The sequence below is a fragment of the Streptomyces turgidiscabies Car8 genome (assembly GCF_000331005.1).
Classification (GTDB): domain Bacteria; phylum Actinomycetota; class Actinomycetes; order Streptomycetales; family Streptomycetaceae; genus Streptomyces; species Streptomyces turgidiscabies.
In genome coordinates, this window is record NZ_AEJB01000361.1 from 333,649 (window position 1) to 357,193 (window position 23,545).

Below are 23,545 nucleotides of genomic sequence, written 5' to 3' on the forward strand. Positions count from 1 at the left end.
GACCATGGCGTGGGGACCGACTAAGAGGTAGCAGCCGGGCGCGTTTGCTCCACCGGCCACAGGCCCGGGAGGGAATTCACAGGTGACCGTGCGCACCAACTACTTCCGTGTACTCGTCCAGGAGCGCCGCTGGACCTACGAAGCCTTGTGCATCCAGTGGAAGAGGGCGCGCGCGGAGCTGGCGGAGAAGGACGGCGACCCGCGCCTGGCCGGCGTCGACCTTCCCCGCCGAACCTTCGACCGGTGGATGAAGGGCGAGCTCAGCGAGAGAGGCCCGCGCCCGGACTCCGCCCGTGTCCTGGAGCATCTTTTCGGCATGACCACCGCGGTCCTTTTCGGACCGCCCCCGGACCGCAACATCGCCCGGCAGCCAACTGGTGTTTCCCCTCCCGTTCTCACCAGTGGCGGGTGGGGAAGCCCCGGTGAGATCCTCCTCCAGGCGCAGGAGTTGACGACCAGCAACACCGATCCCGCCCTGCTGAGTCTGGCGGCTGAGTCGATCGAGAGCATCGTGCAGCGGTACGAGGACCAGGGGCCCCAGCAGCTCGCTGGTGAGGCGCGGCTGCTCCGTAGGATGGTGCGCACCCTCCTTCTCGGTCGGCAGAGCTCCGGACAACGACAGGAGCTCTTCGGTCTGGCAGCCCGGTCGTCCGGCCTGCTGGCGTACATGGCCGTCAACGCCGGCCACGGCGACGTGGCTGAGGCGTACTGCGTGGAGGCCGAAGCGTTCGCCGGCCAGGTCGGCGACGTGGGGGCGAAGATGTGGGTTCTGGGCACCCGGGCCCTGAACCTCTACTACGTCGGTGAGTACGCCGCCTCCGACGCAGCGGCTGCTCAGGGGATCGCGCTGTCACCGCAGAGTCCGCAGGCGATCAGGCTCTGGGTGAACGGCCGCGCCCGCGCTCTCGCCAGGCAGGGGGACGCCCGCGGAACTGTGCGAGCGATCGGGCGAGCACTCGACCTGAGCGACCAGCAGCAGTACCTTCCCGGCGGTGTCACCTCCTGCATCTCCTTCGAGGCGTACAGCCCCGCTCGTACGCTCGCCAACGCCGTCACGGCCCATCTGTCGACCGGCGATGTCGCGAAGGTCCTTGAGTACGCCGGGCAGATTGAGGACTTGGTCGAGCAGTCGCCTTCCCAGTGGACCCGGACACTTGTGTCCCTGGACGTCGCTACCGCGTTGCTGCGGCAGGGTCGCCCCGACCTGGAGCAGGCGTTGTCTCTGGGCACCCGGGCCCTTCACACCAGCGGCAGCACGCCCATCCATTCGGTGTGGCAGCGCGCTACCGAACTCCTCCAGCACACGGGGAAGTGGCAAGCCGAGCCTGTCGTGCGCGACTATGCCAGTGAACTGGCGGCACTGAACTACCAGCCGGCCGTCCAGGCGCAACCCGACCCGCCACCGTGACCGACGGCCCGAGCTACCAAGGAGACTTCTGGTGATGAGCCCGCTGATCGACGACAGCAGGGCCTTCCCCGCGGCGCCGCCTCTCGATCTGGACGATCCCCGGAAAATCATCTCGAACGACTGGGACGCCTTCCGTGCCGTCGAGAGGATGACCGACCACTGGGACCGGCCTGGGTGGCCCCCGGGGCACCGGGCCTACTACTGGATGCTGGCCTTCCCCGAGGAGCCGGAGCTGATCGCCCAGGCACGTTCGTGCCAGCAGGCCCTGGCCGATCTGGGCATGGACGAGGTTCCCCACGACGGTCTGCACATCACCATGAACAAGATCGGTAGCTGCGCGGACGTCGAGCCCGGCACGGTGGACGCGCTCGCCCAACTGGCGGACGGCACGCTTGGCGGTGGGTTCGAGATCCGCGCGGAGCCCATGGCGGGGTCCACGGGGGCGATCCGGTTCAGCGTTACGCCCTGGACACCGCTGGTGGAGCTGCACGCCGCCCTTCACCGCGCGGGGCAACGCGTCGGCGTCCCAGGCGGAAAGCCGAGCAGTCGCTTCCGCCCTCATCTCGGGATTCTCTACAACAACCGGGCCCGGACCGCCTCACCGGTGATCGACGCTGTGGCCCTTCTGAGGAACCGCCCCTCCGTCACGCTCCCGATCGAGCGGGTCCACCTGGTCGAGCTGCGCCGGGAAGTGCGTACGTACCGATGGCATGTCCTGCACAGCCTGGCCCTGCCGGGCCGGTCGCCCGCCCTCTGACTCCAGCGGCGCAGCTGGTACGGGGGGATTGGGGACCGGGACGTTCCGGTCCCCAATCCGTCGGCTCAGCTGTGCCACGCCACCCGCACGCTCCGGGCCTTGAGGGCGATCTCGGCCGCCTCCACGTCCGGGCTGGATCTGGCCGTGACCGCCGCCCCGACCGGCAGCCAAACCCGGCCGTCCCGCTGGAAGACGCTGCGCAGGAGCTGTGACCATTGGAGTCTGCCGTCCGGTGCTGCACACCCGACCATGCCGTAGTACGGCCCTCGCGGGAACTGCTCCAGCTTCGCGATCTCGGACAATCCCTCGGCGGGCGAGGCCCCGGTGGGCAACGCTCCCAACAGAACGCCGGCCGGATTGCTTCCGGGCTTCGGCTCCACCGTCAACCGGGTCATTCCGTGGACTAGTTCCTCGAGTCTCAGGAACTCCGGGGGTCCCGCGCTCACGCTGGCGAAGTGGCTGTACGCGGTCAGCAGCGAGTCGATGGATGACCGGTGCTCTTCGACGAGACGAAGGTCCCAGGGCGCCGGTCGTCGACCGTCACGGGTGTGCCCGGAGGTACCGGACAGCTTGTGACAGGTGAACCGTTCCAGCGACCCGTCGATGAGGAGTTCTGGACTGGTCCCCGCGAACTCCAGCCCACCGTGGTGACAGTAAAACGAGCGGGACACCCCATGGGAGTCGTCCTGCCCCGCCGCCATGGTGGAGACCAGGTCCACCGGTCCGCTCCAGCCGTGCCGCGTTGCGACCGTCAGCCGACGGCCCGGCTCCTGCCCCACCCACCCCAAGACGTCGTCGACCATCACGCGGAAGCGGTCAACGGTTTCGTCGGCGAGTGGAGGCGGTGAACCAGCCTTGGTCGCACGCCGCCCTCGCGGCAGTCGCATCGGACCGGATGCGGACGAGGCACTGCCATCGTCCTTGATCACCAGGACGGACTCCGGAGTGAACAGGAGCACCTCCGGATCCGGCCCGACGGCCAGCGTGCTGTACCGGCTGTGGTGTGCCCCGAATCCGATGTACCCCATGATCCACCGGCCGTCGGTCGCCTCGAAGAAGGACTGGAGTCCAGCGAGCAGGGACTGCGGCGTTGTCGCTTCCCTGCTGGCCAGACCGGGAAGCGATAACGAGCACACCCCTCGGGTGACCTCCAGATGCCCCGTGCTGCCCAGTCCGACGACGACGCGCCGGCGCGAGCCGTAGCTGAAGACGGTGTTCAACGGGGCTTCGAGGCGATGCCCGGCAAGCACCGGTCGGGCGTACCTGCGGGCGTCAGAGATCAACTGGGCTCATTCCCAGGTAGTCCAGGAGGAAGCCGAGGTGGTCCGTGAGGAAGGCGACCATCCGGGCGTGATTCTCACTCGCGCAGACGGTCGCTACCTCCTGGACCGTCAGCATGCCGCCGAACTGCTCGTTGCGCTCCAGGAGCTTCTGGTGCGAGATCTCCTCCAGGATCTCGGAGACACGGACCCACTGCTCCTCGTCCAGTCCCGCCTCTCGGGCGGCCGTGAAGCGACCGATCAGATGCCGGGTCTCGTCCTCGATCGTTCGATCAGCGACCGCGAGCACCTCACGGTCCACCTCGCTGGAGAGGTCCAGCAGGTTCTTCGCGGAGCGGATCCCGAAGTAGAGCCCCAGGCCGCCGCCCTCGGACAGGTCGACCGCGATGGCGCCGAGTTTGTCGTCGCGGTAGCCCAGTCGCAGTTCGGTGAGCGCGGCTCCCTCCTTCAGCTGTCCGAGTTCGGCGATCGCCGGCGGGGGCGTGGCGGATTCGATGAGCAGGAACAGGTCGTGCAGCTGGGCGTAGTGGCGCAGCTCGTCGGAGGCGAAGCTCAGCTTGGTGTAGGTGCTCTTCAGCGGGGAGGGTGCGACCGCTCCGTGGCCCAGCGGCGCGACTTCTTCTGCCACTTCGGCGATCATGCTGGCCACGGTCGTGTGCCGGGGGCCGTAGACCCCGCTGCCGGTCCACTCCTTGAACATCTGGTGCCCGACCCAGACCTTGTCGGAGACGGTGTTCCTGGCGCTCGAACCGAAGTAGCGCAGGGCGATCTCGTGTTCCGCAGCCCAGTACGGGGCGCTCATGCGCAGCGCCTGCTGGATCGTTCCCATGGGACCTCCGTGATTGTGTGCGGGGAGAGTCGCTGCCTGGCTAGGAGGCGGCGCGTTCGGGGATGCGCTTGGGCAGGAGTTGGCCGAAGGCGTGGTCGGCGGCGTCGAGCTGTTCCGCGAGAGGCAGATGTGACTCGGCGACGTGCCGGGGCACGCCGTAGACCGGCCGACGGTATGCGGATTGCGCGGTCACACCGGCACTTCCATGCGGCGGTAGGCATCGCCAGTGGCATGGAGTTCGTTGCGTATCCGGCCGTAGGTGCCGTCGACGAAGGCGAGTTCCTCATTCGTCAGCGGCTCTCCGAGGCAGGAGTAGTTCTCGCGGACCTGCTCGGGCGTGGTGAAGCCGACGATCACTGCCGTGTGGTCGGCCTGCTGCAGGCTGTATCGCAGGGCGACGCGGACCAGTGCCTGCGGGTGACGGCCAAAGTGCTCGCGCAGCGTCTCCAGGCCGCGGTCGATGATTTCGAGTCCAGGGTTGGAGAACCACCGCTTGTGCCGTCGGTGGTCGCCGGGGCCGAAGACGGCGGGGGCACCCGGCTGGTACTTCCCGGTCAGCAGCCCTTGGGCGAGGGGCTCGGTGAGCATGAGCGAGACGCCGTGGCGCGCGGTGAAGCTGAAAAGGTCCTCGCCGTCGACCAGGGTCGGCGGGCTCAGCGGGTTGCACCGGGTCCAGAGCACATCGGGACGCAGCAGACGGAAGATCTTGACGAACCGGGCACTGCGCACGTCCGCCGCGTCCTTACGGTCCGAGGCGAGAGGGTGGGGCCCGCGCATGCCGATGGCCCTGATGTACTCGGCATCCCGCAGGGCGCGCATCTGGTTGATGGCGACATGCAGGTAGTCGTCGTCGTCCCCGAAGTCGAGGGTGTGGAGGAAGTAGGCATCCAGATACTCGACCCCCAGGTTCTCCATGCTCTGTTCGAACTGGTGGCGGAGCTTTGGGCCCGCGTAGGGGTGAGGCGCTGTGCCCCGCACCCATCCGATCTTGCTGGCGATGTGCACGGATTCCCGGTCGACCTCTTTGAGGAGCTGTCCCAGCAGCCTCTCGGAGTGGCCGTGCCCGAACACGTCTGCCGTGTCGAAGAAGTTGGCGCCGTGTTCCACCGCGGTCCGCAGACCATCGAGCGACCGCGCATCCTCGACGGAGCCCCAGCCGACCGGCTGGCCCGCGTTGACGGTCGGGCCTCCGATCGCCCAACAGCCCACTCCGAGCGGATTGACGGTCAGTCCGGGCGCAATGTGCCGCGTCTTGAGATCGAGGGCGGTCATCGTGAGCTGTTCTCCTGGAGCGCAATGGCGAACACCGCGACCACCGCCTTGCCGCCGGCCGCGGTCGGTTCGGCGAACCACTCCTCGGTCAGTCGCGCGACGATGCTGAGCCCGCGGCCGTTCTCGTCGGACTTCTCCGCAGACTTGACAGCCACCGCAGCGCAGTTCGCACCAGCGTCGAACACCCTTACCGTGGCCCGGTCCTGGTCCACCTCCAGCAGGAATGTCCCGACGCCGGGGGTGTGCCGGAGGGCGTTGGCGACCAGCTCGTCCACGACCAAGACCATGTCGTCGACCGTGGCCGCGTCAGCCCTTCCCCCCAGTACCGTGCGGATTTGGGAGCGCGCGGCCCTGGTGGGCCACTCGCTGACGCTGAGGTCGAGGCGGTGCTGTTCGGGGGCGTGGATGAGGTGGCCGGACGGTTTCAGCGCAGCCGGTGGGGGTGGCACCATCGTCTCCCTCGTGCACGTGCGGTGACCGCTGGTGGGCTGAGCCCGTCGGCGGAGGGCCTGCTGAAGGCCCGCTTCAACGGTGGGGGAATCGCGGTGGCGTCGGTACGCCATTGAGTTGCCACTCCACTGCCATTTCCTCCGGCGACAGAGGCGGAGGGAGCAGCCCACCTTGAGGCGAATCACGCACTTTGCTGGGATTGAGATGCGTTGGGCGCTCGACCACCAAGTGGCAGAGAAGTGGCAGACGAATGGCGTACCGACGCCATGCAGACCGGGCGAACGTGGACGCCAGCGGCCCTCGGCGAGCTGACGTACGGGTAGTTCGCCGGGGGCGGCATCCAGCGGACGTCCGGGCGGGCGGACCGCGTGCCGATCCCATTCCTCAGCCGGAGGCTGCCGTGCCCTTACCTTCCACGTCCGCGTTGTGGGGCCATCCCACCCATTACGACACCCTCGTCATCGGCGCCGGCCCGGCGGGGCTGCTCGCGACGATCCGCGCGGGAGCCCCGGCTGGCGGCGTCGTCGTCCTGGAGCAGGGCGCCGACATCGACGGGCGTATCCGGGCCCGCGAGCTGGGCCAGGACGAGAAGCGCACCATCACCTCGGGATTCGGCGGCGCCGGGATGTTCAGCGACGGCAAGCTGTGCCTGTCGCACCGCATCGGCTCCACCATCTCCCACCGCTTCCCCTCACACGAGGTCGAAGCACGGCAGTACGCCATCGACGAGATCTTCCGTGCTGGCGAGGACGCCCCGCTACACGGTGCCGACGACACCAGGGCCGCCGAGCTGGCCGGACGGGCTGGAGCCGAGGGCCTCGAATACCTGCACTACCCCGTCCGCCACATCGGCAGTGACCAGCTCATGCGCATGACGTCCGCCCTTCGCCAGCGAGTCGAAGCCGTTGCTCCCGTGCTCTGCGGAATCCGCTGCACCGAGGTTCGGCCCTCACCCGTCGCCAGCCACCGCTGGGAGGTCTGGGTCACCGGCAACGACTGGGCAGAGCCGATGCCCCTGTACGCGGACAACGTCGTGCTCGCACCGGGGAAGATCGGCGCCGCCTGGCTGCGCGCGCTCGGGAACACCCTGGGGCTGTCCCGCAAGAGCGCCCAGCCCAAGCTCGGCTTCCGCCTGGAAGGGCCGCGCGAGTTCCTGGACCTCCTGCTGAAGGTCGCCACCGACCCCAAGGTCATCTGGAAACCCGGCGCAGGAGCCGAGGTCCGCACGCACTGCGTCTGCTTCGGCGGGGATGTCGTCCCGGCCCAGTACCAGGACCTCACCCTGGTCGGCGGACACTCCACCAGCGACCACGGGAACAACCGCAGCAACACCGCGGTGCTGGCCACCGCCGGAGACGCGTTCCCCCTGAGCACGGAGTACGTGCGCGACCTCGTCGCCCGGATGAACAACGCCACCAGGGGGCGGGTCATGGCCCAGACACTCGGCGACTTCCTGGCCGACGTCCCCACCACCGGAACCGTTCCCGACGCCGCGCACGGGTTCGTCCCCAGCATCCCCGACGCCGTCACCGGGAACCTCGCCACGCTCTTTCCCCAGCCGATCGTCGCCCTGCTGCGCGACTACCTTCACCGCCTCGCCCGGCTGTGCCCGCAGGTCCTGAATCCCGGCAACATGCTGTACGGGCCGGCCGTCGAGCGCTGGGCCGACCGCTTCGAGGTCGGCGACGACATGCAGGCCCCCGGGCACCCCGGCCTCTACCTGGTCGGTGACGGCCCCGGGCTCACCGGCGGAATCATCGGCGCCGCCGACTCCGGCTGGCTCGCCGGCGACGCGATCGCCGCCCGCCGCAGCGTCAACGCCTGACTCCCCCGGCCCCCAAGGACTCCAGCATGCTGACCTCCGCCCGCACACCCCGCCCCAAGTGGCTCACCTCCGACGAGGCCCCGCTGTGGGACCGAAGCACCTTCTCGCCCGAAGCATGGACGTACACGCTCTCGCGCGAGGAGAACATCGAGATCATCGACGCGCTCACCGTCGCGCAGAACCGGCTAACCGGACGCGACATGCTCACCGACCGCGACATCAACCGCAGAGACTTCCCCCTGGGCCACGTCGGCTCGATCCTGGAAGCGATCTCCAGCGAGGTGTCCGACGGCCGCGGCTTCGCCGTGCTGCGCGGACTGCCCGTCGACCGACTCGACGAACGCCAGAACGCACTGCTCCTGCGCGGACTGGCCACCTACCTGGGCCCCATCGCCACCCAGAGCAGGGACGGACAGCTCATCCGGCACGTCCGCGCGACCGGCCGAGCGCTGGGCGACGCGACCGTGCGAGGTCATCAGACCGCCAACCGCCTGTGGTTCCACACTGACGGCGCCGACGCCGCAGCCCTGCTGTGCCTGACCGCCTCCGAGACCGGAGGGCTTTCCCGTCTCGCCTCGGCCGCCACGGTCCACAACCAAATGTTGAACGCCTCCCCGACGCGGACCGCCGAGCTGTACCAGCCGTTCCACTTCCACATGGCCGGCGGCAACGTACCCGGCCTGCCGCCCACCTTCATATCGCCGATCTTCTCCCTCCACCGAGGCCACTTCTCCACCCGCTACGTCCGGCACACGCTGCTGGAGACCCCCACCGTCACAGCGGTCCCCCTCCACCGGGACGCCGTGGCCGCCTTCGACCTGCTGGAGGAGCTCGCCGACGAGAACAGCATCGACATGGAACTGCGCGCGGGCGACCTCCAGTTGGTCAACAACCACACGGTGCTCCACTCCCGCACCGCCTACCGCGACCCGCGGCCCCCAGCCGAGCCCCGTCACCTGCTCCGGTCGTGGGTCACCTTCCCCCACTACCGCGGCCGGCGGGCCGCAGAGGCCGACGAGTACCTGCGCTTCGGATGGCTCACCGACGACCAGCAGCAGCAGCTCGCCACCACTTGGGCGCCCCCGACCGCTCCCGACCCGGCCCCCGCCGCATGACCGTGCACCCGCCGGGGCCGACGTGGACTGCGGACGTCGTCAGCAAACTCCACCGCACCGCCCGCCGGCGGCCCGACCACCCCGCCGTGATCGACCGCCACGGCACGACGAGCTTCCGCTCCCTCTACCTAGCCGCCGCCCAGCAGGCCCAGGACCTGGAATCCCGTCCCGATCACGGCGCGGGCGTCGCGGTGCTGCGCGCCACACCCACCGCCGCGTTCTTCATCCAGGTGTGCGCCGCTCTCATGGTGAGCCGCACGCCCTTGGTCCTGCCCGCCCGCGTGCCCGAAACGGAGGCACTGCGCGACGTGCAGACGGCAAGAAAAGCGGGCTGCCGCCCGTGGAAGGCGGTCCTGGCCGTATCGGGCCACCAGCAGGTTCCGGTCCTGACACACGGCGAATCGCCCACCGCCCCGCGCAAGGCCCGCGCTCTAGGCATGCGGCCCGGCGGACGTGCCATCTTCGCCGCCCCCATGCACCTGAACGGGCCGTTCGAGTTCGCACTGCGTCAACTCCTCCTCGGCGGCTGCATCATCCTCGCTCCCCGCTTCGAGGCCGAGCAGTGGCTGGAGAGCGTCCGCGGCCACAAGCCGGACTGGGCGTTCTTGGTTCCGACGCAGATCCAGCAGATCTGGGACGCATGCCCACCCCGCGAACTCCGCGGCGACTGCTCCTCGCTGCGTCTGCTCCTGCACTCCTCGGCCCCCTGCCCGCCCCCGCTGCGCCAGCGCCTGGCCGACGTCCTGGGGCCCGAGCGCCTCGCGGAGTACTACGGGACCACCCTGTACGACGGGACCTTCAGCCCCTACACCTCTCGCGGCCCCGGCGGATCTCCGCTGCCCGATACCGAGCTGCGGATCGTCGACCCCAGCCGCTGGCCCGTAGCGGCCGGCACCCAGGGAACCATCGAGGGCCGCAGCCGGACCGGACTCATCTCCCACCACACCGACCAGCCGTGCACCGGCCGGCCGCAATGGCAGAGCGTCGGCGACCTCGGCAGGCGCATCAAGGACACCGACCGCATCGAAGTCACCGACGTGGCCGTCCCCGGCCGCGCCATCGTGGCGGGCGTCAAGATCGCCGTGGCCGAGACCCACGACACCCTGTCCGCCCACCCCGCCGTACGGAACTGCGAAATCCACGTCAGCCCCCACGACCGGTTCGGATCCGTTCTGTCCGCCGTCGTACACACCGAGGACCCGGCCCTCACCCCATCGGTCCTGCGCACTTGGTGCGCCCAGCGGCTGACACCGCCTCAGCGCCCCCACGCCATCGAGCTGCGTCGGACCGCAGCTCTCGAACACACGACCCTGCGAGAAGGACATGCCCGACTGTGACCTGTGCCAGGCCGTCAACCCGGACGTCGGCGACTGCACCCTGCAACGCCATCTCCATGCCGGTCAGCAACGCATCGTCGCCGCGTCCGAGTACGCGGCGGCGGTACCAACCATCGGCGCCTTCGTCCCCGGCTACCTGCTCGTGGTGCCCAAAACCCACGTGCTCTCGCTCGGACAACTGAACGACGACGAGCTGGCGGGGGTCGAGGACCTGGCCCACGACCTCGCCAACCAGCTGCACCAGGTCTACCGGCGCCCGATCCTCACCTTCGAGTACGGCCTCAACCTCCCCGCCGGGCGGCGCATCTGCCATGGCCATCTGCACATGCTGCCCAGCACCGCCGACCTCAGCGAATGGCTCGCCGCGCGGACCCCGGGATTCGAGATCGCCAGCTACGCCCAAGTCCCCCGCAGCCCGGACACCTCCTACATCACCGTGCGGGACCAGACCGGCACCCTGACGTGCTACCCCGTTCCCAACGACGCCTTCCCCCGGATCCGGCTGCGGGAGGTCGTGGCCCGGCTCGATCCGCAGATCGAGGACGCCGCATGGGACTGGCAGGCCCACCCGTTCCCCGAACTGATGCGCGCCACCGTCGACGACCTCACCACCGTCACGCCGGCAGCACGCCGGGCACCGGCGTCCCGGGCCGGAGCACCCAGGTGAGCGGTGAGCTCGACTTCGCGAGCCTGTGGCGGCGGATCGCCGCGGACCATCCGGAGCGCCTCGCCCTCATCCACGGCAGCAGCACGGTGACCTGGCGACAGTTCGACAAGCAGGCTGCGACGTTGGCCGCGCATCTGCGCAGCTGCGGCCTCGGCCGCGGGGACGTCGCCGCACTCGCTCTGCCCAATCGCCCGGAGCATCTGGTCTGCCTCGCCGCGTGCCTGCGCATCGGCGTCGTGCCCGCCAACATCAACTACCGCTACCGGGCCCGCGAACTGGACGGCATGCTCACCCTGCTCACGCCGAACGCCGTCTTCCTGGCACCCGAACAGGTCACCGAGATGTCTGCCGCCCGCGCCGGGCTGCCCGGCTGCCGGACGTGGATCGCCACAGGCCCGCAGGACCTGCCCGCCTGGACGCAATCGCTGGAACGGATCCTGAGCGCTCAGGGGTCCGACGGCCCGGACGATCCCTGGGCGTCCTCCCCGGACGACACCTTCATCAAGTGCACCGGCGGCACCACCGGGGAGCCCGCCGCGATCCGCTGGCGGGTGGGTGATCTTGCCCGCAATCTCAACGCCCACAATCCGTGGCTGCGCCGCAGCACCATGGAGACCGCGGGGCTGATCGCCGTCGCGGATGCCCGACTGGTCGTCGCGAGCCCCCTCATGCACGGCTCCGGGCAGACTCGCGCCCTGGGCGCCCTGTGCGCCGGCGGCACGGTGATCACCGTGCCCGAGCCCGGCCCCTCCGCCATCTGGGACACCGTCGCCGAGCACCGCGCCGACACCCTCGCCATCGTGGGCGACCCCCTCGCCCGCCCCCTCGCCACCGCCCTGCACCGCCGACCCGGCCGCTGGGACCTCTCCCGCCTGGCCACCATCACCTCATCGGGTGCCGCGTGGAGCCAACAGGCCAAGCGCAGTCTCCTCGACGCCCTGCCCCACGCACGGCTCATCGAGACGCTCGGTGCCACCGAAGCCACCGGCATCGGCTCCTCCACCGCCACAGCCGACTTCGTGCCGGCCACCGGGACCTTCGATCTCGGCGCCCACGCCGTCGTACTACGGCCCGACGGGACGCGCGCTTCCGTCGGGCAAGACGGCCTGCTGGCCGTCGCCCAGCCCCACCCCCTCGGCCTCCACCCCACGGGCGGCCTCGCAGCGAACCGTTTTCGCGTCAGCGACGGCACCACGTACCTGCTCTCCGGAGACCACGCCCGTCTGGCCGCGGGACGCCGCATCCTCCTGCTCGGCCGGGACAGCGAGTGCGTCAACCTCGGCGGGGAGAAGGTCTACCTCCCCGAGATCACCCGCGTGCTGCTGGCCCACCCCGACGTCCAGGACGCCGCCGTCATACCCCTGGCTCACCCCGTACGCGGACACACCCTGGGCGCTCTCCTGCACCTGGCGGTCGGTGGCGAGGTGGAGGACGTACGCCGCTACGCCTGCGGCCAGCTCGCGGACTTCAAGGTTCCGCGCACGATCGTGCGGGTCGCCTCCATCCCGCGCACCGAGGCGGGCAAGCTGGACACCACCGCCGCCCGTACCCAACTTGAGCAGGCACGACGCGCTGCCGCTCCCGTCAGCGAGGAACTCGTCATCGCCCCCCGAGCCCCTGCCACCAGTCCCGGTATCTGGCAGCACCTCACCCAGGTCGCCGAGCGCGAGCAACTCCTCCTGGAGAGTGCTCTGGCCTCCCTGTTCGTCGACCCGGCCCTGGACGACAAGATCGGCAAAGCCCTCGGCTACCCCGACTGGCCCCAGCCGCTCACCCTCCTGCCGGTCCTCGCCCCCGAGCTGGCAGGCGCCACCGAGGACCTCGCGCTCTACCTTCAGGCGTCCGCCGACGCCACCGCAGAAGTGATCGACGCGGTCGCCCGGCATCACTGGCCGCGGCTCGACCGGCACGATCCCGCCGCCGTGGACGCGGTCTGGCTGCTGATGCAGCACGCGGATCTCGCGGGCGAGCGCAGAGACGAACTGCTCTACGAAGCGACCCGCAACGTCACCACGCGGCTCATCGACGGCCGGCACCTGGCGCTGCTGGACGACCGGGTCCAGTCCTTGCACGGACAACCCCAGCGCTACGGCACCTTCGTGCTCGTCCGCGACGAGGAACCCCGCTTTCTCTATCCGCTCGACGGTGCCTACGGGAAGGTCGACGAAAGGCGCAGGCTCATCGGGATGCCCCTGCTGCATGAGGACCTCAGCCACTCCTACAGTCCGATCACGCCCTACGGCGCCGGACGGACCACCGCAGGCAACCGCTTCTCGCCCCGGCCTGGACCAGCCCGCTTGCACACGGCGGACCCGAACCGGATCCTGCGCAGCGAGAGCGTCCCGCCGGACGCCGTTCCGGTGTACCTCGCGGCCACGCTCCGCCATCGCAACGAAATCCGCCGGCTCCGCGACAGCCTGCCCGCCCCGCTGCACTCCACCTCGCGGTGGCTCGACCTGGACCCGCTCACCCGGCCCAGCTGCCAGTTCGACGCGGGGATAGCGCTCAACCGGCTCGCCGCCCGGCTGTGCCTGGACGACGTCCGCCGCTCCAAGGTGCTGATCGCCATGGGGTTCAGCAGGCGCAGCGCGGGGCTGAGCGTGGAGATCGGATGCGCGCTGGCCGCCGGCATCCCGGTCATCTACGTGGGCGAGCCGAGTTGTTCCTTCGACATGCTCCCTGAGGTCACCCTCGTGCCCGACGTGGACGCTGCGATCGAGACGGCCCTCACCTGGACTGACGACTGAGCCCGGCGTGTACACCCTGAAACTGACGGAGGGGCCGGCGCCGCAAACGAGTCGCGGCACCGGCCCCCTTTCGTGTCGTGGTCCTCAGCCTTGGCGAGGGCTCGTGACGGTTGGCGCGGACATCGCCAGGCCGATCATGTCGGCCCAGGCCGCGTCGCCCACGTTGTCCTGGAGCTCCTTGGCCGCGCGCTCGTCGGCCGTCAACACGCCGAACTCCACCCGAGTGTCGTACGGCAGGAAGTCGAGCGCCAAGCGCCGACCGACGTAATCCAGTACGGAGGTGGCCTGCTTGATCTCAGGGTCATTGGTCATGCCCGCGGGCTCGAAGCGCATGCTGACGTACTCGCGGACGAACACCTCCAGCGGGACCTGGTGCCGCAACCCCTGGGTGATGGTCGTACTGAAGCCGTCCATCAGACCCGCCATGGTCGAGCCCTGCTTGGCCATGAAGATCGTGACCGCAGCAGGGCGACCGTCCTCGGTGCAGGCGACCGTGAGGTAGCCCTTCCCCTCGCCGACGTTGAACGACCGGGTCGTCGACTTCAGACGCCTCGGGGACCGCGGGGGCACCTGGACGAGGGGGTGCTCCCCGCCCCTGTGCTTACGCGCCATGCCGTCAACGGTTCGGTCCGCCATCGAATGTGTCCTCTGGGTGGTCGAAATGGGCATAACAGGTCTGACACCCACAACCTATGGACATCTTGCGTTCGGTGACCACAAGATGTGGGATTCCTACCGTAGAGGTGAGGAGCGGTCGGCACCAATCGCGGCGCGCCGAACACACGCCCCCAGCCCGGTCGTTCGGTGGTTGTGGTGCTCAGGCGTCCACGAGCCGTGGAAGCGTCCTGACGAGGACGTCCGGGTGCTGTTCCCTGAGTTCTAGGAGCCGCCCCAGTACCCGGCGGCGGAAGTCGGGCCGGCCGGACCAGATCGCGCTTCCGGAGTAGGTGTCGCTGCGCGCCCAGTCGCGCTGGCTGCGTCCGTCGTCCTCGCTGGCGCCGAAGAGCGCGTCGTACATGTCGGTGGCCGGGAACGGCGTGAAGAAGTGATGCTTCTGCTCGTTGTGCGGGAGCAGCGCCAGGTCCTGGACGAGCCGGAAGGTGAGGTCGCTGTCTTCGTCGGTCTCGTGCGGAAGGTCGTGGATCCAGCTGGTGAGCTGGACGATGCCGGCTGCCGACAGCATTCGGCAGCCGTCGATCGTGTGCTGGACCGTCGCGTTCTTCGTCATCAACTCCAGCATTCGGTCGGAGCCCGATTCACAGCCGACGAAGATCGCGCTGAAGCCGACCTTCCGGAGCCGTTCGAGGTCGATGTGCCCCGCGAGGTTCACGATGTCCTTGGCCCTCATGTTGGCCCGCAACTGGATGCACAGACCGCGGCGCTCCATCTCCTCGACGATGCCGATCACCCGCTGGGTGTTCGTGGAGAAGTTCGGGTCCATCAGGCTGATCTGGTCCGGCGCGTAGGTTTTCCACAGCTCCTCGACCTCGTCGACGACTCGCTTCGGCGGCAGCCCCTTCCAGCGGCGCAGGCTGGTCTTGGGCTCGCTGCAGAACCCGCAGGGATGCGGGCAGCCCCAGGACGTGAGGTAGCTCAGATCCCGGACCCTGTCGGTGTAGTACGCGGTCACCGGGATGAGGGTGTAGTCCAGGGGCGGAACCGTGTTCATGTCCGCCAGGGCGCCGTACGGGGTCTCCAGAATCCGGTCCGCCACCGCGCCGCGCAGCGAGATCTCGCGCCTCCCGTCCCGGTAGGCCAGGTTCGGGATGGCCGCGAGCGAAGCGGTGTCAGTCAGGCCGCCTTTCCGCTCGGCCAGCTCTGCCAGTGCCACGGCCGCGGCTTCGCCCGGTCCCAGGACGACCACGTCCACCCACCGCTCCCGCAGGATCCCCCGGTAGGCGAGCGAGGCGTGGTAGCCGCCCCACACCACAGGTACGCCCGGCGCGTGCTCGCGCACCGCGCCGATCGCGTCCAGCACGTTGCCGATGCTGGGACCCGTCATGCACGAAACCCCGACGTACAGGGCGTCCTTGGCCTCGTCCGACAGCTTCTTGCGCCAGTCCGGTTCGATCTGGCAGTCGATGATTACCGGTTCGTGCCCGGCAGCCCGCAAGGCGGTGCCGACCGTCAGCACGGACAGCGGGTGCCAGGGGTAGTCGGACTCGCCGGTGGCAAGCGGGTCCACACCGGCGAACAAGACGATCTTCCCCACGAAGGTCACACTCCCAGGCCGTAGATGTCAGTCGCCGCTCGACAGCGGCCGTAACCAGCCTCGGCTCGCCGCGATGGCGTCGGTACGCCACGGGCCTGCCACTCCACTGCCACTTCCCCGCCGGGCCGCAGTACGAGCCCAAGTCGTGCTCTCCTGCACCACACTCTTCAGGCTGCTCAATCCATTTCATATCGTCGTAAAGCAACCGTGGATCGACGCAAATGGCAGTGAAGTGGCAGACGAATGGCGTACCGACGCCACACGCCAGGCGAAACGCTGATGCCGGCGGCCACACATGAAGCACGTACTCGCTGCCGTACCACTACGCCGCACCGACCAGTGAGATTCGGAACTGTTGGCCATGAGGACACAGACGCTCCCCCGCATCACCGGCACCGTCACTGAGCAGGGCCGGATCCTCGTGCTGCCCGATGACCAAGATGTCGACGTACCCACGCCCCGATGTCCGGCCGCGCTCGCCGGGACGTCAGACCCCTCCGCTCCGCGCACCGCCGCGGCGCCGGATTCCTCTAGCAAGCTCGACTGTGCAAGCCAGCCTCAACAGCACTGCGCCGTTGGGACGTTCGGCTCCCATCCCGATCCGGCCAGCGGGACGTCCCAGGACGTCCTGGCCGGGTCCTACGGGGCGGTACCGGTGTCTCTGCGCTCCCTGAACGATGCCCGTGTAGCCCGCAGCGCTGCGTCTCCCGTGAACGAACCGCCCTTGTCGGCGAGTGGCGGCTCGAAATGCCTCGGCGGCTCCTCTTGGGGCGCCGCCGAGGCAACGCCCCGATCGCCAACTACGAACTTCACTGTTGGAGTTGCCCTTATGCCCTGCACCATGACATCGGCCCCTACAGCCAGCCGCGGGCAGACTGGCGGCGTCTCCTGGCCGGAGGGCTCATTCCAGGAACTGGATCGTGGCCTGAGGACCGTTCTGTCGACGCTGACCCCCGGGCCAACGCCTCGCGCGGTACAGGAAGCCCTCCATCGTGAGTTGACCAGACTGGTTTTCGCCGAGACTGCCTCTGTCAGCGACGACCCGGACGAGCGACACGTCCAAATGCTGCTCATGCGCGGCCACTTGATGCGACTGCTCGGGGCAGTCGTTCCCGTCGACGCGAACGAGCCCCTTCTGGAAGACGATCGACTGGTCGTACGCGTGCGTGGCCTGCTCGACGAAGAGATTCCTGGTGACGCCGGGCGTGCGGCGTTCCTGCACCGGCGGATGTCCGAGGTCGGGCGGGAGCTGCTCGCCGTCCTTCCTGCTGCCGACGCCTTTGACGACGTAGTCGATGGCTGGGGCAGGACTGTGTGCGCCGGGTTCGATTCGACGCGTATCCGCGAAGCCATTCTTGCGGCGAAGTCCTGGGAGCAAGCGGGGGTGTACCCGCATCCGCACATCCTCGCGGCGGTCATGCGGGCGCTCGGCGGCTACGTCACGACGCTCGTCCCGTACGTCTCGATCCACTTGGAATCGCTCTCCGCCGGGAGTCGAGGGTGGTCCGCATGCGGTGAAGTGATCGAGCGCTCTCAGGAGGCCCGCGACGTCCCTCCGGGCGAGGGACTCAAGGCGGCGAGGGAGCACGCATTCCGTCTCGCGGTCCACACCGAAGCCCTGCTGCGCTACGCCGAACAGGACTGCGAGCGGAACGGTGAGTGACATGGCCAGGTCCTATCGCACGACGCACCCTCAACGGATTCACCGGGCTCCGGCCTCCCCACCGAATTCGGGCTCACCCCGCAAAGACGAGCCCGCCCCAGGGCGCCTTCGACGTGGCTGGCGACAGGCCCGCGCGCACTGGGGCGCCGTCCTCCTCGCTGCCGCCATCAGCCTCCCCACCGTCTGCATCCTCGCCGAACTCGCCCTGCAGTCCTACGGCCGGTCGTAGCACACGCCCCAACCAGCCGACCAGCAAAGTGGGCCGGCCCCGATAAGACGACGACTGTGCCAGAACACCGAAGGAGTACGACCATGCCAGCCCCGGACGAGACCATCTCGCCGCCGCTTTCCCCTCAGGAGCGTGAGGCTCTGCTGGGCATCTCTCGGGGAAGGACGACCGCAGAGACGGCCTGCGACATGGGAGTGTCCGACAGCACGGTCAAGACGTACATCCTCCGGATCGGCGGAAAGCTCCGAACTTCGGAGCGGGCGGGGATGGTGAACCTCGCCTACCGTCACGGTCACTTGGACGTCCCCATGCTCGTGGACTACGGCGTCGAACTGCCGGAGGAGCAGCGCACAGTCCTGGCAGGGCTCGCCGGCGGAAAGACCATCGAGGAGATCGCGGTCGGCGCGAAACGTCCGCTGGACGACGTGCGCAAGGACGCTCGACGCCTGCTGCGGGCGCTGGGCGCTTCCTCGGCCGCGCACGTGGTCACGCGAGGGTGGCAGTTGCGTCTCCTGGGCCCAGCGAGCGGCCGTGAAGACTCCGGAGACGTCGTCTCCGTGGCAGGACAGGCATGAACGCCCGCGTCGAGGCTGCCAGCGTGCGACCGGGCAGTGGCCACGTTCACGAGCACGCGGGGGACGTGTTCCTCTGCGATCGGCGACAGGACTTCGTGCCCAACGTGATCCGTACGCACCGAGGTGGCCGCTGGCGCAGGGTGGACCGGAGCAAGAACGCGGGCGAGTGGGCGAAGTTCGTCCATCGCTCCGAGATGCTCGTCTTCGACGTCGACGACGGTGGGGAAGGCGGCCCCGGCATCGTCACGGGAGTGATCCCGTCCAAAGAAGACGCCACGGCGCGCTTGGCCGCGCTCGCTCCAGGACCAGGGATGACCGTTGCCGAGATCGGCACAGACTGCGGCTGGACGGCAGCCTCTCTGGAACACCTTCTCCAGGGCGGCCAGGTGGTGACGGTCGCGGACACAGAACGTCTCGCCGAGATCGCCAGACAGCGCCTACGCCCCTACCCGCAGGTTCGGGTGGTCAGCGGGTCCGAGGCCGGGGTCTTGGGACCGGCGGGTTCGTTCCACGGTCTCCTTTCCCATCGTGCGGTGCGCCGTGTGCCGTGGGAGTGGGTCACCCGGGTTCGTCCGGGTGGCCAGCTGTGCCTGCCCGTCCGTACCGCTCTGGGCGGATCCAGCACGCTGCTCGTCCTGACCGTGGCGCGGGACGGGGCGTCGGCCAGTGGGCGTTTCCACGCTGGACCGGCTCATCAGACCGTATGGCTTCGCGAGCACCGTCCTGGTGAGGGCATCTCCGTCGAGTCGCAGGGCAGCCCGAGGACGTCGGAAGCCGACGCGAGGGGGGCGCACGTACGGCCGGCGGCCCGGTTGTTCGCCGGCCTTCTCCGCCCTGACCTTCGGATGCAGGTGGTGCGCGGCGTTGCGCAGTTCGAAGGCGATGTTGCCGACCGCCTGCGTATTCATGACCACCAGGCGTCTCGGGCGGTGGTCTTCCTGCACTCCCCTCGCATCTACGAGTGGGGGCCGCGCGATCTCGGCTCCGATCTGTTCGACGCGCTCGGTCAGTGGCACGCGGCCGGGGAACCAGAGGTTGAGCAGCTGGGCGTGACGATCACGGAGACGGAACACGCGCTGTGGCTCGGTGCACCGGACGGTCCGTCGTGGCGTCTGCCCGAACTCCACACGATCACCGGAGGGGTGGAGCGGCATGCGACCTGACCACCCGATGCTTCTCCACCCCTCCGCAGCGATCGGCGAGTTGCAGGCACGGCCGTCGAGCGCCCGGATGCAGAACTACCTGCTCGGCGGGCGAGACCACTACATCGTCGACCGTGAGGGGGCCCTTCGGGCAGCCGACCGTATGCCGTTCCTGGAGAGCGCCGTCCGTCACGAGCGCGTGTACGTGCTCCTGATGGTGCAGGCCCTGGCCATCGCGGGCGTCCGGCAGCTGGTTGACTTCGGCTGCGGCCTTCCCCACGGCCCAACGCCGGTGGATGTCCTGACCCGCGTTCATCCCGACGCCCGCGCCGTGTGCATCGACAACGACGTGCTGGTGCACACCCACGCCGAAGAAATGATGACGGCCAAGGCGCCCGCTGTCATCGAGAGCCTGTGCGCCGACGTACGCGACGCCGAGTCGATCCTCGCTTCCAGGGAAATCCTGGAGACGATCAACTGGCGAGAACCGGTCATCCTTCTCCTCGGCAGCGTGCTCCACCACATCGAGGACACCGCGGCACAACCCCTGACCGTCCTCGTCGACCAGTACAAACACGTCGCCGCCACCGGCAGCGCTCTCGTCATCACGCACGCCACCGCCGACGTCTCGGGCAAACCCGTGCGCCGATTCGCCGAGACCATGACGGCGGCCGGCTGCCCCGTCCACCTGCGGACGAAGGAACAGATCGCCCGGCTGTTCGACGGCTGGCAGCTGACCTCCCCTGGCCTGACCGCGCCACAGACACTGGCACTCGATTACCCGGTCCTGCCCCAGGCCGCGTCATACGCCGGCACGGCCCGAAAGGAAGCCGCGCATGGCCGAGCTGTGTGATCAGCAGACCGGCGTGATCAAGCCGGTGACCAGCCAACTCCCCTTGGTGTTCCGGCTAGACTCCGTGGCGTCCGGAAACGGGCACCCGGGCGTCGCGGTCACTGACGCTGGACGTCACGTCTGCACCCCGGAGATCCGCATGCCCAACACCCGCGACTTCTCGCGCGTTCCCGTAAACCCCTTTGCAGGGCGGTCGGCCGATGCCACGCCCTGCTGCCCGGACGCGAGAGCGCACCGGCCGCACCCCCGTCCGGCAGGCCAGCGGTGAACGGGCAAACAGCCTCAGATCGGGGCGGCGACAGGGCGCAACGCCACCGCGACGTCCATCTCATTCTGCGGCGCGGCAACAGGGTGCTGCTGAGCCGGCGGGCGGGCGACACCTATGCCTCGGGGCTGCTACACATGCCGTCCGGGCATCTCGACGGCGACTTCGAGGACGTGGTCACCAGGTTGATCCGCGCAGCCGAAGAGGAACTCGGGATTCTCATCCGCCCGGAGAACGTCCGTTTCGCGCTGGTGATGCAGCACCGCTCTCCCGGGGGCGAGAACCTCAGCGTCTGGTTCTTCGAGGTCACCCAGTGGTTCGGCCACCCGCGCATCGCCGAACCGGACAGCTGCTCCCAACTCGGCTGGTTCCCCCTCAACGAGCCTCCCGCCGACATGGTCGCCTACTGCCGTGCCGGCCTGGAGGCGTACCGTCACGGCCACACCGTGGCCCTTCACCTCCAGGAGCCGGACGACCCCATCGCCTACGATCCAGCTGGGCCCAGCCGCCTTTACCCCCTGTCCACCCGGGCTCCGGACGCGCGCGCCGTGCTCGGCGAACGACTCGCCGACTTCGCCGAACAGGCCATCGGCCCCCTGCACGCCGTCACCGACTCGTCCTGGGCGCGAAAGGGATCCCGCGTGTGGAAGCTGACCGGCCGTAGCGGCGGCAGCTGGTTCCTCAAAGTGCACCAGAACACCAAGTTCCACGAACGCGAGGTGGCGGCCTACCGACGCTGGGTTCCCGCGCTCGGCCGGAGTCACGCACCCCAGCTCGTGGCCGCCGACCCCGACCAGTTCGCTGCCGTCATCACCGCCCATGCCGGGATCAATCTTCACGACGCCGACCTGAACGAGCCGACCTGGCAAACGGTCTACCGCCAGCTCGGACAGCTCCTGCGCGTCCTGCACTCCTGCGAGCCGCCCATGATGGCGCCCGCCGTGGGCGGCCTGGCGAAACTGGAACGCCAACTGACCGCAGCCGACGGACTCCTGGAACCGGGGGAGGAGAAACTGATCCGCCGCCTCGCCCAGCGCCTGACGACCCTGCCGCCCATTCCCCACGGCCCACGCCATGGCGACATCCAGCTGCGCAACCTGCTCCTCGACGACAGCATGCTGCTCGCCCTCATCGACTTCGAGCGGGCCGAAGTCGGCCCCCTCGTCAGTGACTTCATCCGGATCGCCGACACCTGGGCGAACGCCCCGGCCCGCCAGGCAGCCATCTTCGACGGCTACGCCCGCTCACTGTCGCCCGACGAGGCCCAGGCACTGCAGGGCCTGTCCGCGCTCGACGCCCTCAGCGGCATCCAGTACGGCGCCGCCCACGGCGACCCCGAACTCGTCGAACGCGGCCACCGCACCCTGTACCGACTCCGGAAGGACGCAGCGTGAGCACCTCCGATTCCGTGACACCGGAACAGGTGAACGAGGACGGCTGGCTGGAGTACGGGCAGCGGCAGCTCGACCGTGGCTACCGGCCGCCGGAAGTCACCGAGATCGACTGGGGATTCTGGGGAACCGGCCCCGGTACGAGCGTCCTGGGCAACATCGCCGGACACCGCCTGCTGGACATCGGCTCCGGAGCCGGCGTCCACGCCGCGCACCTCGCGCGAGCCCACGCGGCCTTCATCGACGCCATCGACATCTCCGCCACCCAGCAGCAGCGCGCCCGCCACCGGTTCACCTACCTGCCGGGCGTGCGGTACCTCCTCGGTGACGCTGTGGCACACCTGCGCGACACCGAGCCCTATGACCTCGTCTACTCCGTGCACGGCCTGGTCTTCATCGACCCGTGCAGGCTGCTGCCCGTGCTGCGGGACGGGATCCGGCCGGGCGGGCGGCTGGTGTTCTCCACCCTGCACACCAATCTCGACGGGCGGGGTCCCTCCTCCGCCATCGCCTCCCGCCAGGAGGAGATAAGGCTGGCGCAGACCCAGCCGATCCCGGTCCAGATGTGGATTCTCGCCCCCGACGTCTGGGAGCGGCTCCTGGCCGAGAACGGCTTCGCCGTCGAGTCCATCGAACTGCTGCACGCGCCGGACGCCGACAACCCCGTCGTGGTCCAGCTCATCCAGGCCCGCCGCCTCATCCACCCCGACACACCCCGAGTCCTGACACAGGAACGCAGCCAGTGGTCACCCCTCCCACAGGCGGCCCTGGGCGTCTGCGTCATCGTCACCAATCCGGACGGCCACGTCCTGATAGGCCAACACCGCCTGGGTACCCACGAGTTACCCGGCGGCAAAGTGGACGCATCGGCCTCCGCGGTCGAATCGATCGAGAGCGCGGCGATGCGTGCACTCGCCGAGGAGACCCGTCTCGTGGCAGACCCCAAGGACGTCCGGGTCCTCGCACTGCTCCTGGACGCACGACACGACATCAACCGCCTCACCGCCGCCGTCGTGATCCGCGGCTTCGACGGCACACCGACCGCCAAGGAACCGAAGACCGTCACGGAATGGCGATGGCACCCGCTGGACTCCCTGCCCAGCCCACTGTTCGTGCCCTCCGCGCAGGTCCTGCGCTGCTGGCGCCCCGACCTGCCCATCGACCATCCACCCGCCCACCGCTACCCCGTGGATTCCTCCCGTCCGCCTCGGCCGCGCAGACACGGCGATGCACGAAGGAGTCCTCCGTGACACCAGCGCTGTTCCGATTCGGCACCTACCACCGACTCAACCTCCGGCTACCGACCACGCCCGACCAGAACCAGTGCTCTGAGCTGACCGTCGGCATGATCCACGCCGCTAGCCTCCGTGCTGCGCCGCGCCCGCCACCACATGACCGTACAAATCGAGTCCGTGTGGCGGGTGATGGAGACGCACCCATACCGACCGCCACACCTACACCTTCGAACGTATCCAGGAGCTGCCCCTGGGGCACTGAACGACAGCCGGCTTCCACCAGCCTGCATCCA

20 protein-coding genes are annotated in these 23,545 nt (G+C 69.1%); 13 read left to right on the forward strand and 7 right to left on the reverse strand.

Going from position 1 to position 23,545, the window contains the following annotated elements:
• Window positions 1–82: 82 nt before the first annotated feature.
• Together STRTUCAR8_RS52730 and STRTUCAR8_RS25555 are read left to right on the forward strand one after the other, a co-directional pair.
• On the forward strand, window positions 83–1,408 hold the full coding sequence (locus STRTUCAR8_RS52730; protein ID WP_006379016.1) for an NsdA family TPR-like regulatory protein: 1,326 nt from the start codon (window positions 83–85) through the stop codon (window positions 1,406–1,408).
• Between the two features lie 34 nt (window positions 1,409–1,442).
• Complete coding sequence (locus STRTUCAR8_RS25555) at window positions 1,443–2,165, forward strand: 2'-5' RNA ligase family protein (RefSeq protein WP_044472816.1); 723 nt, start codon at window positions 1,443–1,445, stop codon at window positions 2,163–2,165.
• Between the two features lie 65 nt (window positions 2,166–2,230).
• Here STRTUCAR8_RS25555 and STRTUCAR8_RS25560 read toward each other — a convergent pair whose 3' ends face one another.
• Genes STRTUCAR8_RS25560 through STRTUCAR8_RS25575 form a run of 5 tightly spaced genes read right to left on the reverse strand, consistent with a single transcriptional unit; the run spans window position 2,231 to window position 5,998 of the window.
• A complete protein-coding gene (locus STRTUCAR8_RS25560; protein ID WP_206742941.1) occupies window positions 2,231–3,448 on the reverse strand; it encodes a chorismate-binding protein in 1,218 nt (405 codons plus the stop codon).
• Window positions 3,438–4,274, reverse strand: a complete 837-nt coding sequence (locus STRTUCAR8_RS25565; RefSeq protein WP_006379087.1) for a hypothetical protein — start codon at window positions 4,272–4,274, stop codon at window positions 3,438–3,440. Before STRTUCAR8_RS25565 ends, STRTUCAR8_RS25560 begins: the two co-directional genes overlap by 11 nt.
• 40 nt (window positions 4,275–4,314) lie before the next feature.
• A complete protein-coding gene (locus tag STRTUCAR8_RS52735) occupies window positions 4,315–4,467 on the reverse strand; it encodes a hypothetical protein (RefSeq protein ID WP_006378569.1) in 153 nt (50 codons plus the stop codon).
• On the reverse strand, window positions 4,464–5,546 hold the full coding sequence (locus STRTUCAR8_RS25570; RefSeq protein ID WP_006378687.1) for an aldo/keto reductase: 1,083 nt from the start codon (window positions 5,544–5,546) through the stop codon (window positions 4,464–4,466). The genes STRTUCAR8_RS52735 and STRTUCAR8_RS25570 overlap by 4 nt, the downstream gene beginning before the upstream one ends.
• Window positions 5,543–5,998 carry an ATP-binding protein gene (locus STRTUCAR8_RS25575; protein ID WP_048818818.1) on the reverse strand — a complete coding sequence of 152 codons (456 nt, stop codon included), beginning with the start codon at window positions 5,996–5,998 and terminating at the stop codon, window positions 5,543–5,545. Before STRTUCAR8_RS25575 ends, STRTUCAR8_RS25570 begins: the two co-directional genes overlap by 4 nt.
• Window positions 5,999–6,396: 398 nt before the next feature.
• Between STRTUCAR8_RS25575 and STRTUCAR8_RS25580 the strand changes: the two genes are divergently transcribed.
• Genes STRTUCAR8_RS25580 through STRTUCAR8_RS25600 form a run of 5 tightly spaced genes read left to right on the forward strand, consistent with a single transcriptional unit; the run spans window position 6,397 to window position 13,687 of the window.
• The gene (locus STRTUCAR8_RS25580) at window positions 6,397–7,821 is read left to right on the forward strand and encodes an FAD-dependent protein (protein ID WP_006378733.1); all 1,425 of its coding nucleotides are present in this window, start codon (window positions 6,397–6,399) and stop codon (window positions 7,819–7,821) included.
• Window positions 7,822–7,847: 26 nt separating this feature from the next.
• The gene (locus STRTUCAR8_RS25585) at window positions 7,848–8,936 is read left to right on the forward strand and encodes a TauD/TfdA family dioxygenase (RefSeq protein WP_006379163.1); all 1,089 of its coding nucleotides are present in this window, start codon (window positions 7,848–7,850) and stop codon (window positions 8,934–8,936) included.
• A complete protein-coding gene (locus tag STRTUCAR8_RS25590) occupies window positions 8,933–10,273 on the forward strand; it encodes an AMP-binding protein (RefSeq protein ID WP_006379294.1) in 1,341 nt (446 codons plus the stop codon). The genes STRTUCAR8_RS25585 and STRTUCAR8_RS25590 overlap by 4 nt, the downstream gene beginning before the upstream one ends.
• Window positions 10,260–10,940 carry an HIT family protein gene (locus STRTUCAR8_RS25595; RefSeq protein ID WP_006378964.1) on the forward strand — a complete coding sequence of 227 codons (681 nt, stop codon included), beginning with the start codon at window positions 10,260–10,262 and terminating at the stop codon, window positions 10,938–10,940. Before STRTUCAR8_RS25590 ends, STRTUCAR8_RS25595 begins: the two co-directional genes overlap by 14 nt.
• The gene (locus STRTUCAR8_RS25600; RefSeq protein ID WP_006379138.1) at window positions 10,937–13,687 is read left to right on the forward strand and encodes an AMP-binding protein; all 2,751 of its coding nucleotides are present in this window, start codon (window positions 10,937–10,939) and stop codon (window positions 13,685–13,687) included. Before STRTUCAR8_RS25595 ends, STRTUCAR8_RS25600 begins: the two co-directional genes overlap by 4 nt.
• An 84-nt stretch (window positions 13,688–13,771) precedes the next feature.
• On the opposite strand, the gene STRTUCAR8_RS25605 is transcribed toward STRTUCAR8_RS25600, so the two are convergent.
• Window positions 13,772–14,299 (reverse strand): TSCPD domain-containing protein, encoded by a 528-nt coding sequence (locus tag STRTUCAR8_RS25605; protein WP_199791709.1) that lies wholly within the window; start codon window positions 14,297–14,299, stop codon window positions 13,772–13,774.
• A 205-nt stretch (window positions 14,300–14,504) separates the two neighbouring features.
• On the reverse strand, window positions 14,505–15,899 hold the full coding sequence (locus tag STRTUCAR8_RS25610; RefSeq protein WP_006378944.1) for a B12-binding domain-containing radical SAM protein: 1,395 nt from the start codon (window positions 15,897–15,899) through the stop codon (window positions 14,505–14,507).
• 997 nt (window positions 15,900–16,896) lie between these two features.
• On the opposite strand from STRTUCAR8_RS25610, the gene STRTUCAR8_RS25615 reads away from it, so the two are divergent.
• The 6 genes from STRTUCAR8_RS25615 (at window position 16,897) to STRTUCAR8_RS25640 (ending at window position 23,267) form a co-directional block, all read left to right on the forward strand.
• Complete coding sequence (locus STRTUCAR8_RS25615) at window positions 16,897–17,562, forward strand: DUF6415 family natural product biosynthesis protein (protein WP_006378931.1); 666 nt, start codon at window positions 16,897–16,899, stop codon at window positions 17,560–17,562.
• Window positions 17,563–17,874: 312 nt separating this feature from the next.
• Window positions 17,875–18,366, forward strand: a complete 492-nt coding sequence (locus tag STRTUCAR8_RS25620) for a response regulator transcription factor (RefSeq protein ID WP_006379047.1) — start codon at window positions 17,875–17,877, stop codon at window positions 18,364–18,366.
• Window positions 18,363–19,529 (forward strand): protein-L-isoaspartate O-methyltransferase family protein, encoded by a 1,167-nt coding sequence (locus STRTUCAR8_RS25625; RefSeq protein ID WP_006379032.1) that lies wholly within the window; start codon window positions 18,363–18,365, stop codon window positions 19,527–19,529. Before STRTUCAR8_RS25620 ends, STRTUCAR8_RS25625 begins: the two co-directional genes overlap by 4 nt.
• Window positions 19,519–20,361: an SAM-dependent methyltransferase gene (locus STRTUCAR8_RS25630; RefSeq protein ID WP_006378920.1), complete on the forward strand. Its 843-nt coding sequence runs from the start codon at window positions 19,519–19,521 to the stop codon at window positions 20,359–20,361. The genes STRTUCAR8_RS25625 and STRTUCAR8_RS25630 overlap by 11 nt, the downstream gene beginning before the upstream one ends.
• A gap of 264 nt (window positions 20,362–20,625) precedes the next feature.
• Entirely contained in the window at window positions 20,626–22,020 is a 1,395-nt protein-coding gene (locus tag STRTUCAR8_RS25635; RefSeq protein ID WP_006378594.1) for a phosphotransferase, read from the forward strand.
• Window positions 22,017–23,267, forward strand: a complete 1,251-nt coding sequence (locus tag STRTUCAR8_RS25640) for a bifunctional class I SAM-dependent methyltransferase/NUDIX hydrolase (RefSeq protein ID WP_006378648.1) — start codon at window positions 22,017–22,019, stop codon at window positions 23,265–23,267. The genes STRTUCAR8_RS25635 and STRTUCAR8_RS25640 overlap by 4 nt, the downstream gene beginning before the upstream one ends.
• Window positions 23,268–23,545: the final 278 nt, after the last annotated feature.

What these genes read in the sequence shown, in the direction of transcription:
- STRTUCAR8_RS25565 (WP_006379087.1), bottom strand. Translation starts at nt 4,274, where the DNA reads ATGGGAACGATCCAGCAGGCGCTGCGCATGAGCGCCCCGTACTGGGCT.
- STRTUCAR8_RS25575 (WP_048818818.1), bottom strand. Translation starts at nt 5,998, where the DNA reads ATGGTGCCACCCCCACCGGCTGCGCTGAAACCGTCCGGCCACCTCATC.
- STRTUCAR8_RS25585 (WP_006379163.1), top strand. Translation starts at nt 7,848, where the DNA reads ATGCTGACCTCCGCCCGCACACCCCGCCCCAAGTGGCTCACCTCCGAC.
- STRTUCAR8_RS25630 (WP_006378920.1), top strand. Translation starts at nt 19,519, where the DNA reads ATGCGACCTGACCACCCGATGCTTCTCCACCCCTCCGCAGCGATCGGC.
- STRTUCAR8_RS25570 (WP_006378687.1), bottom strand. Translation starts at nt 5,546, where the DNA reads ATGACCGCCCTCGATCTCAAGACGCGGCACATTGCGCCCGGACTGACC.
- STRTUCAR8_RS25625 (WP_006379032.1), top strand. Translation starts at nt 18,363, where the DNA reads ATGAACGCCCGCGTCGAGGCTGCCAGCGTGCGACCGGGCAGTGGCCAC.
- STRTUCAR8_RS25620 (WP_006379047.1), top strand. Translation starts at nt 17,875, where the DNA reads ATGCCAGCCCCGGACGAGACCATCTCGCCGCCGCTTTCCCCTCAGGAG.
- STRTUCAR8_RS25605 (WP_199791709.1), bottom strand. Translation starts at nt 14,299, where the DNA reads ATGGCGCGTAAGCACAGGGGCGGGGAGCACCCCCTCGTCCAGGTGCCC.
- STRTUCAR8_RS25595 (WP_006378964.1), top strand. Translation starts at nt 10,260, where the DNA reads ATGCCCGACTGTGACCTGTGCCAGGCCGTCAACCCGGACGTCGGCGAC.
- STRTUCAR8_RS25555 (WP_044472816.1), top strand. Translation starts at nt 1,443, where the DNA reads ATGAGCCCGCTGATCGACGACAGCAGGGCCTTCCCCGCGGCGCCGCCT.
- STRTUCAR8_RS25590 (WP_006379294.1), top strand. Translation starts at nt 8,933, where the DNA reads ATGACCGTGCACCCGCCGGGGCCGACGTGGACTGCGGACGTCGTCAGC.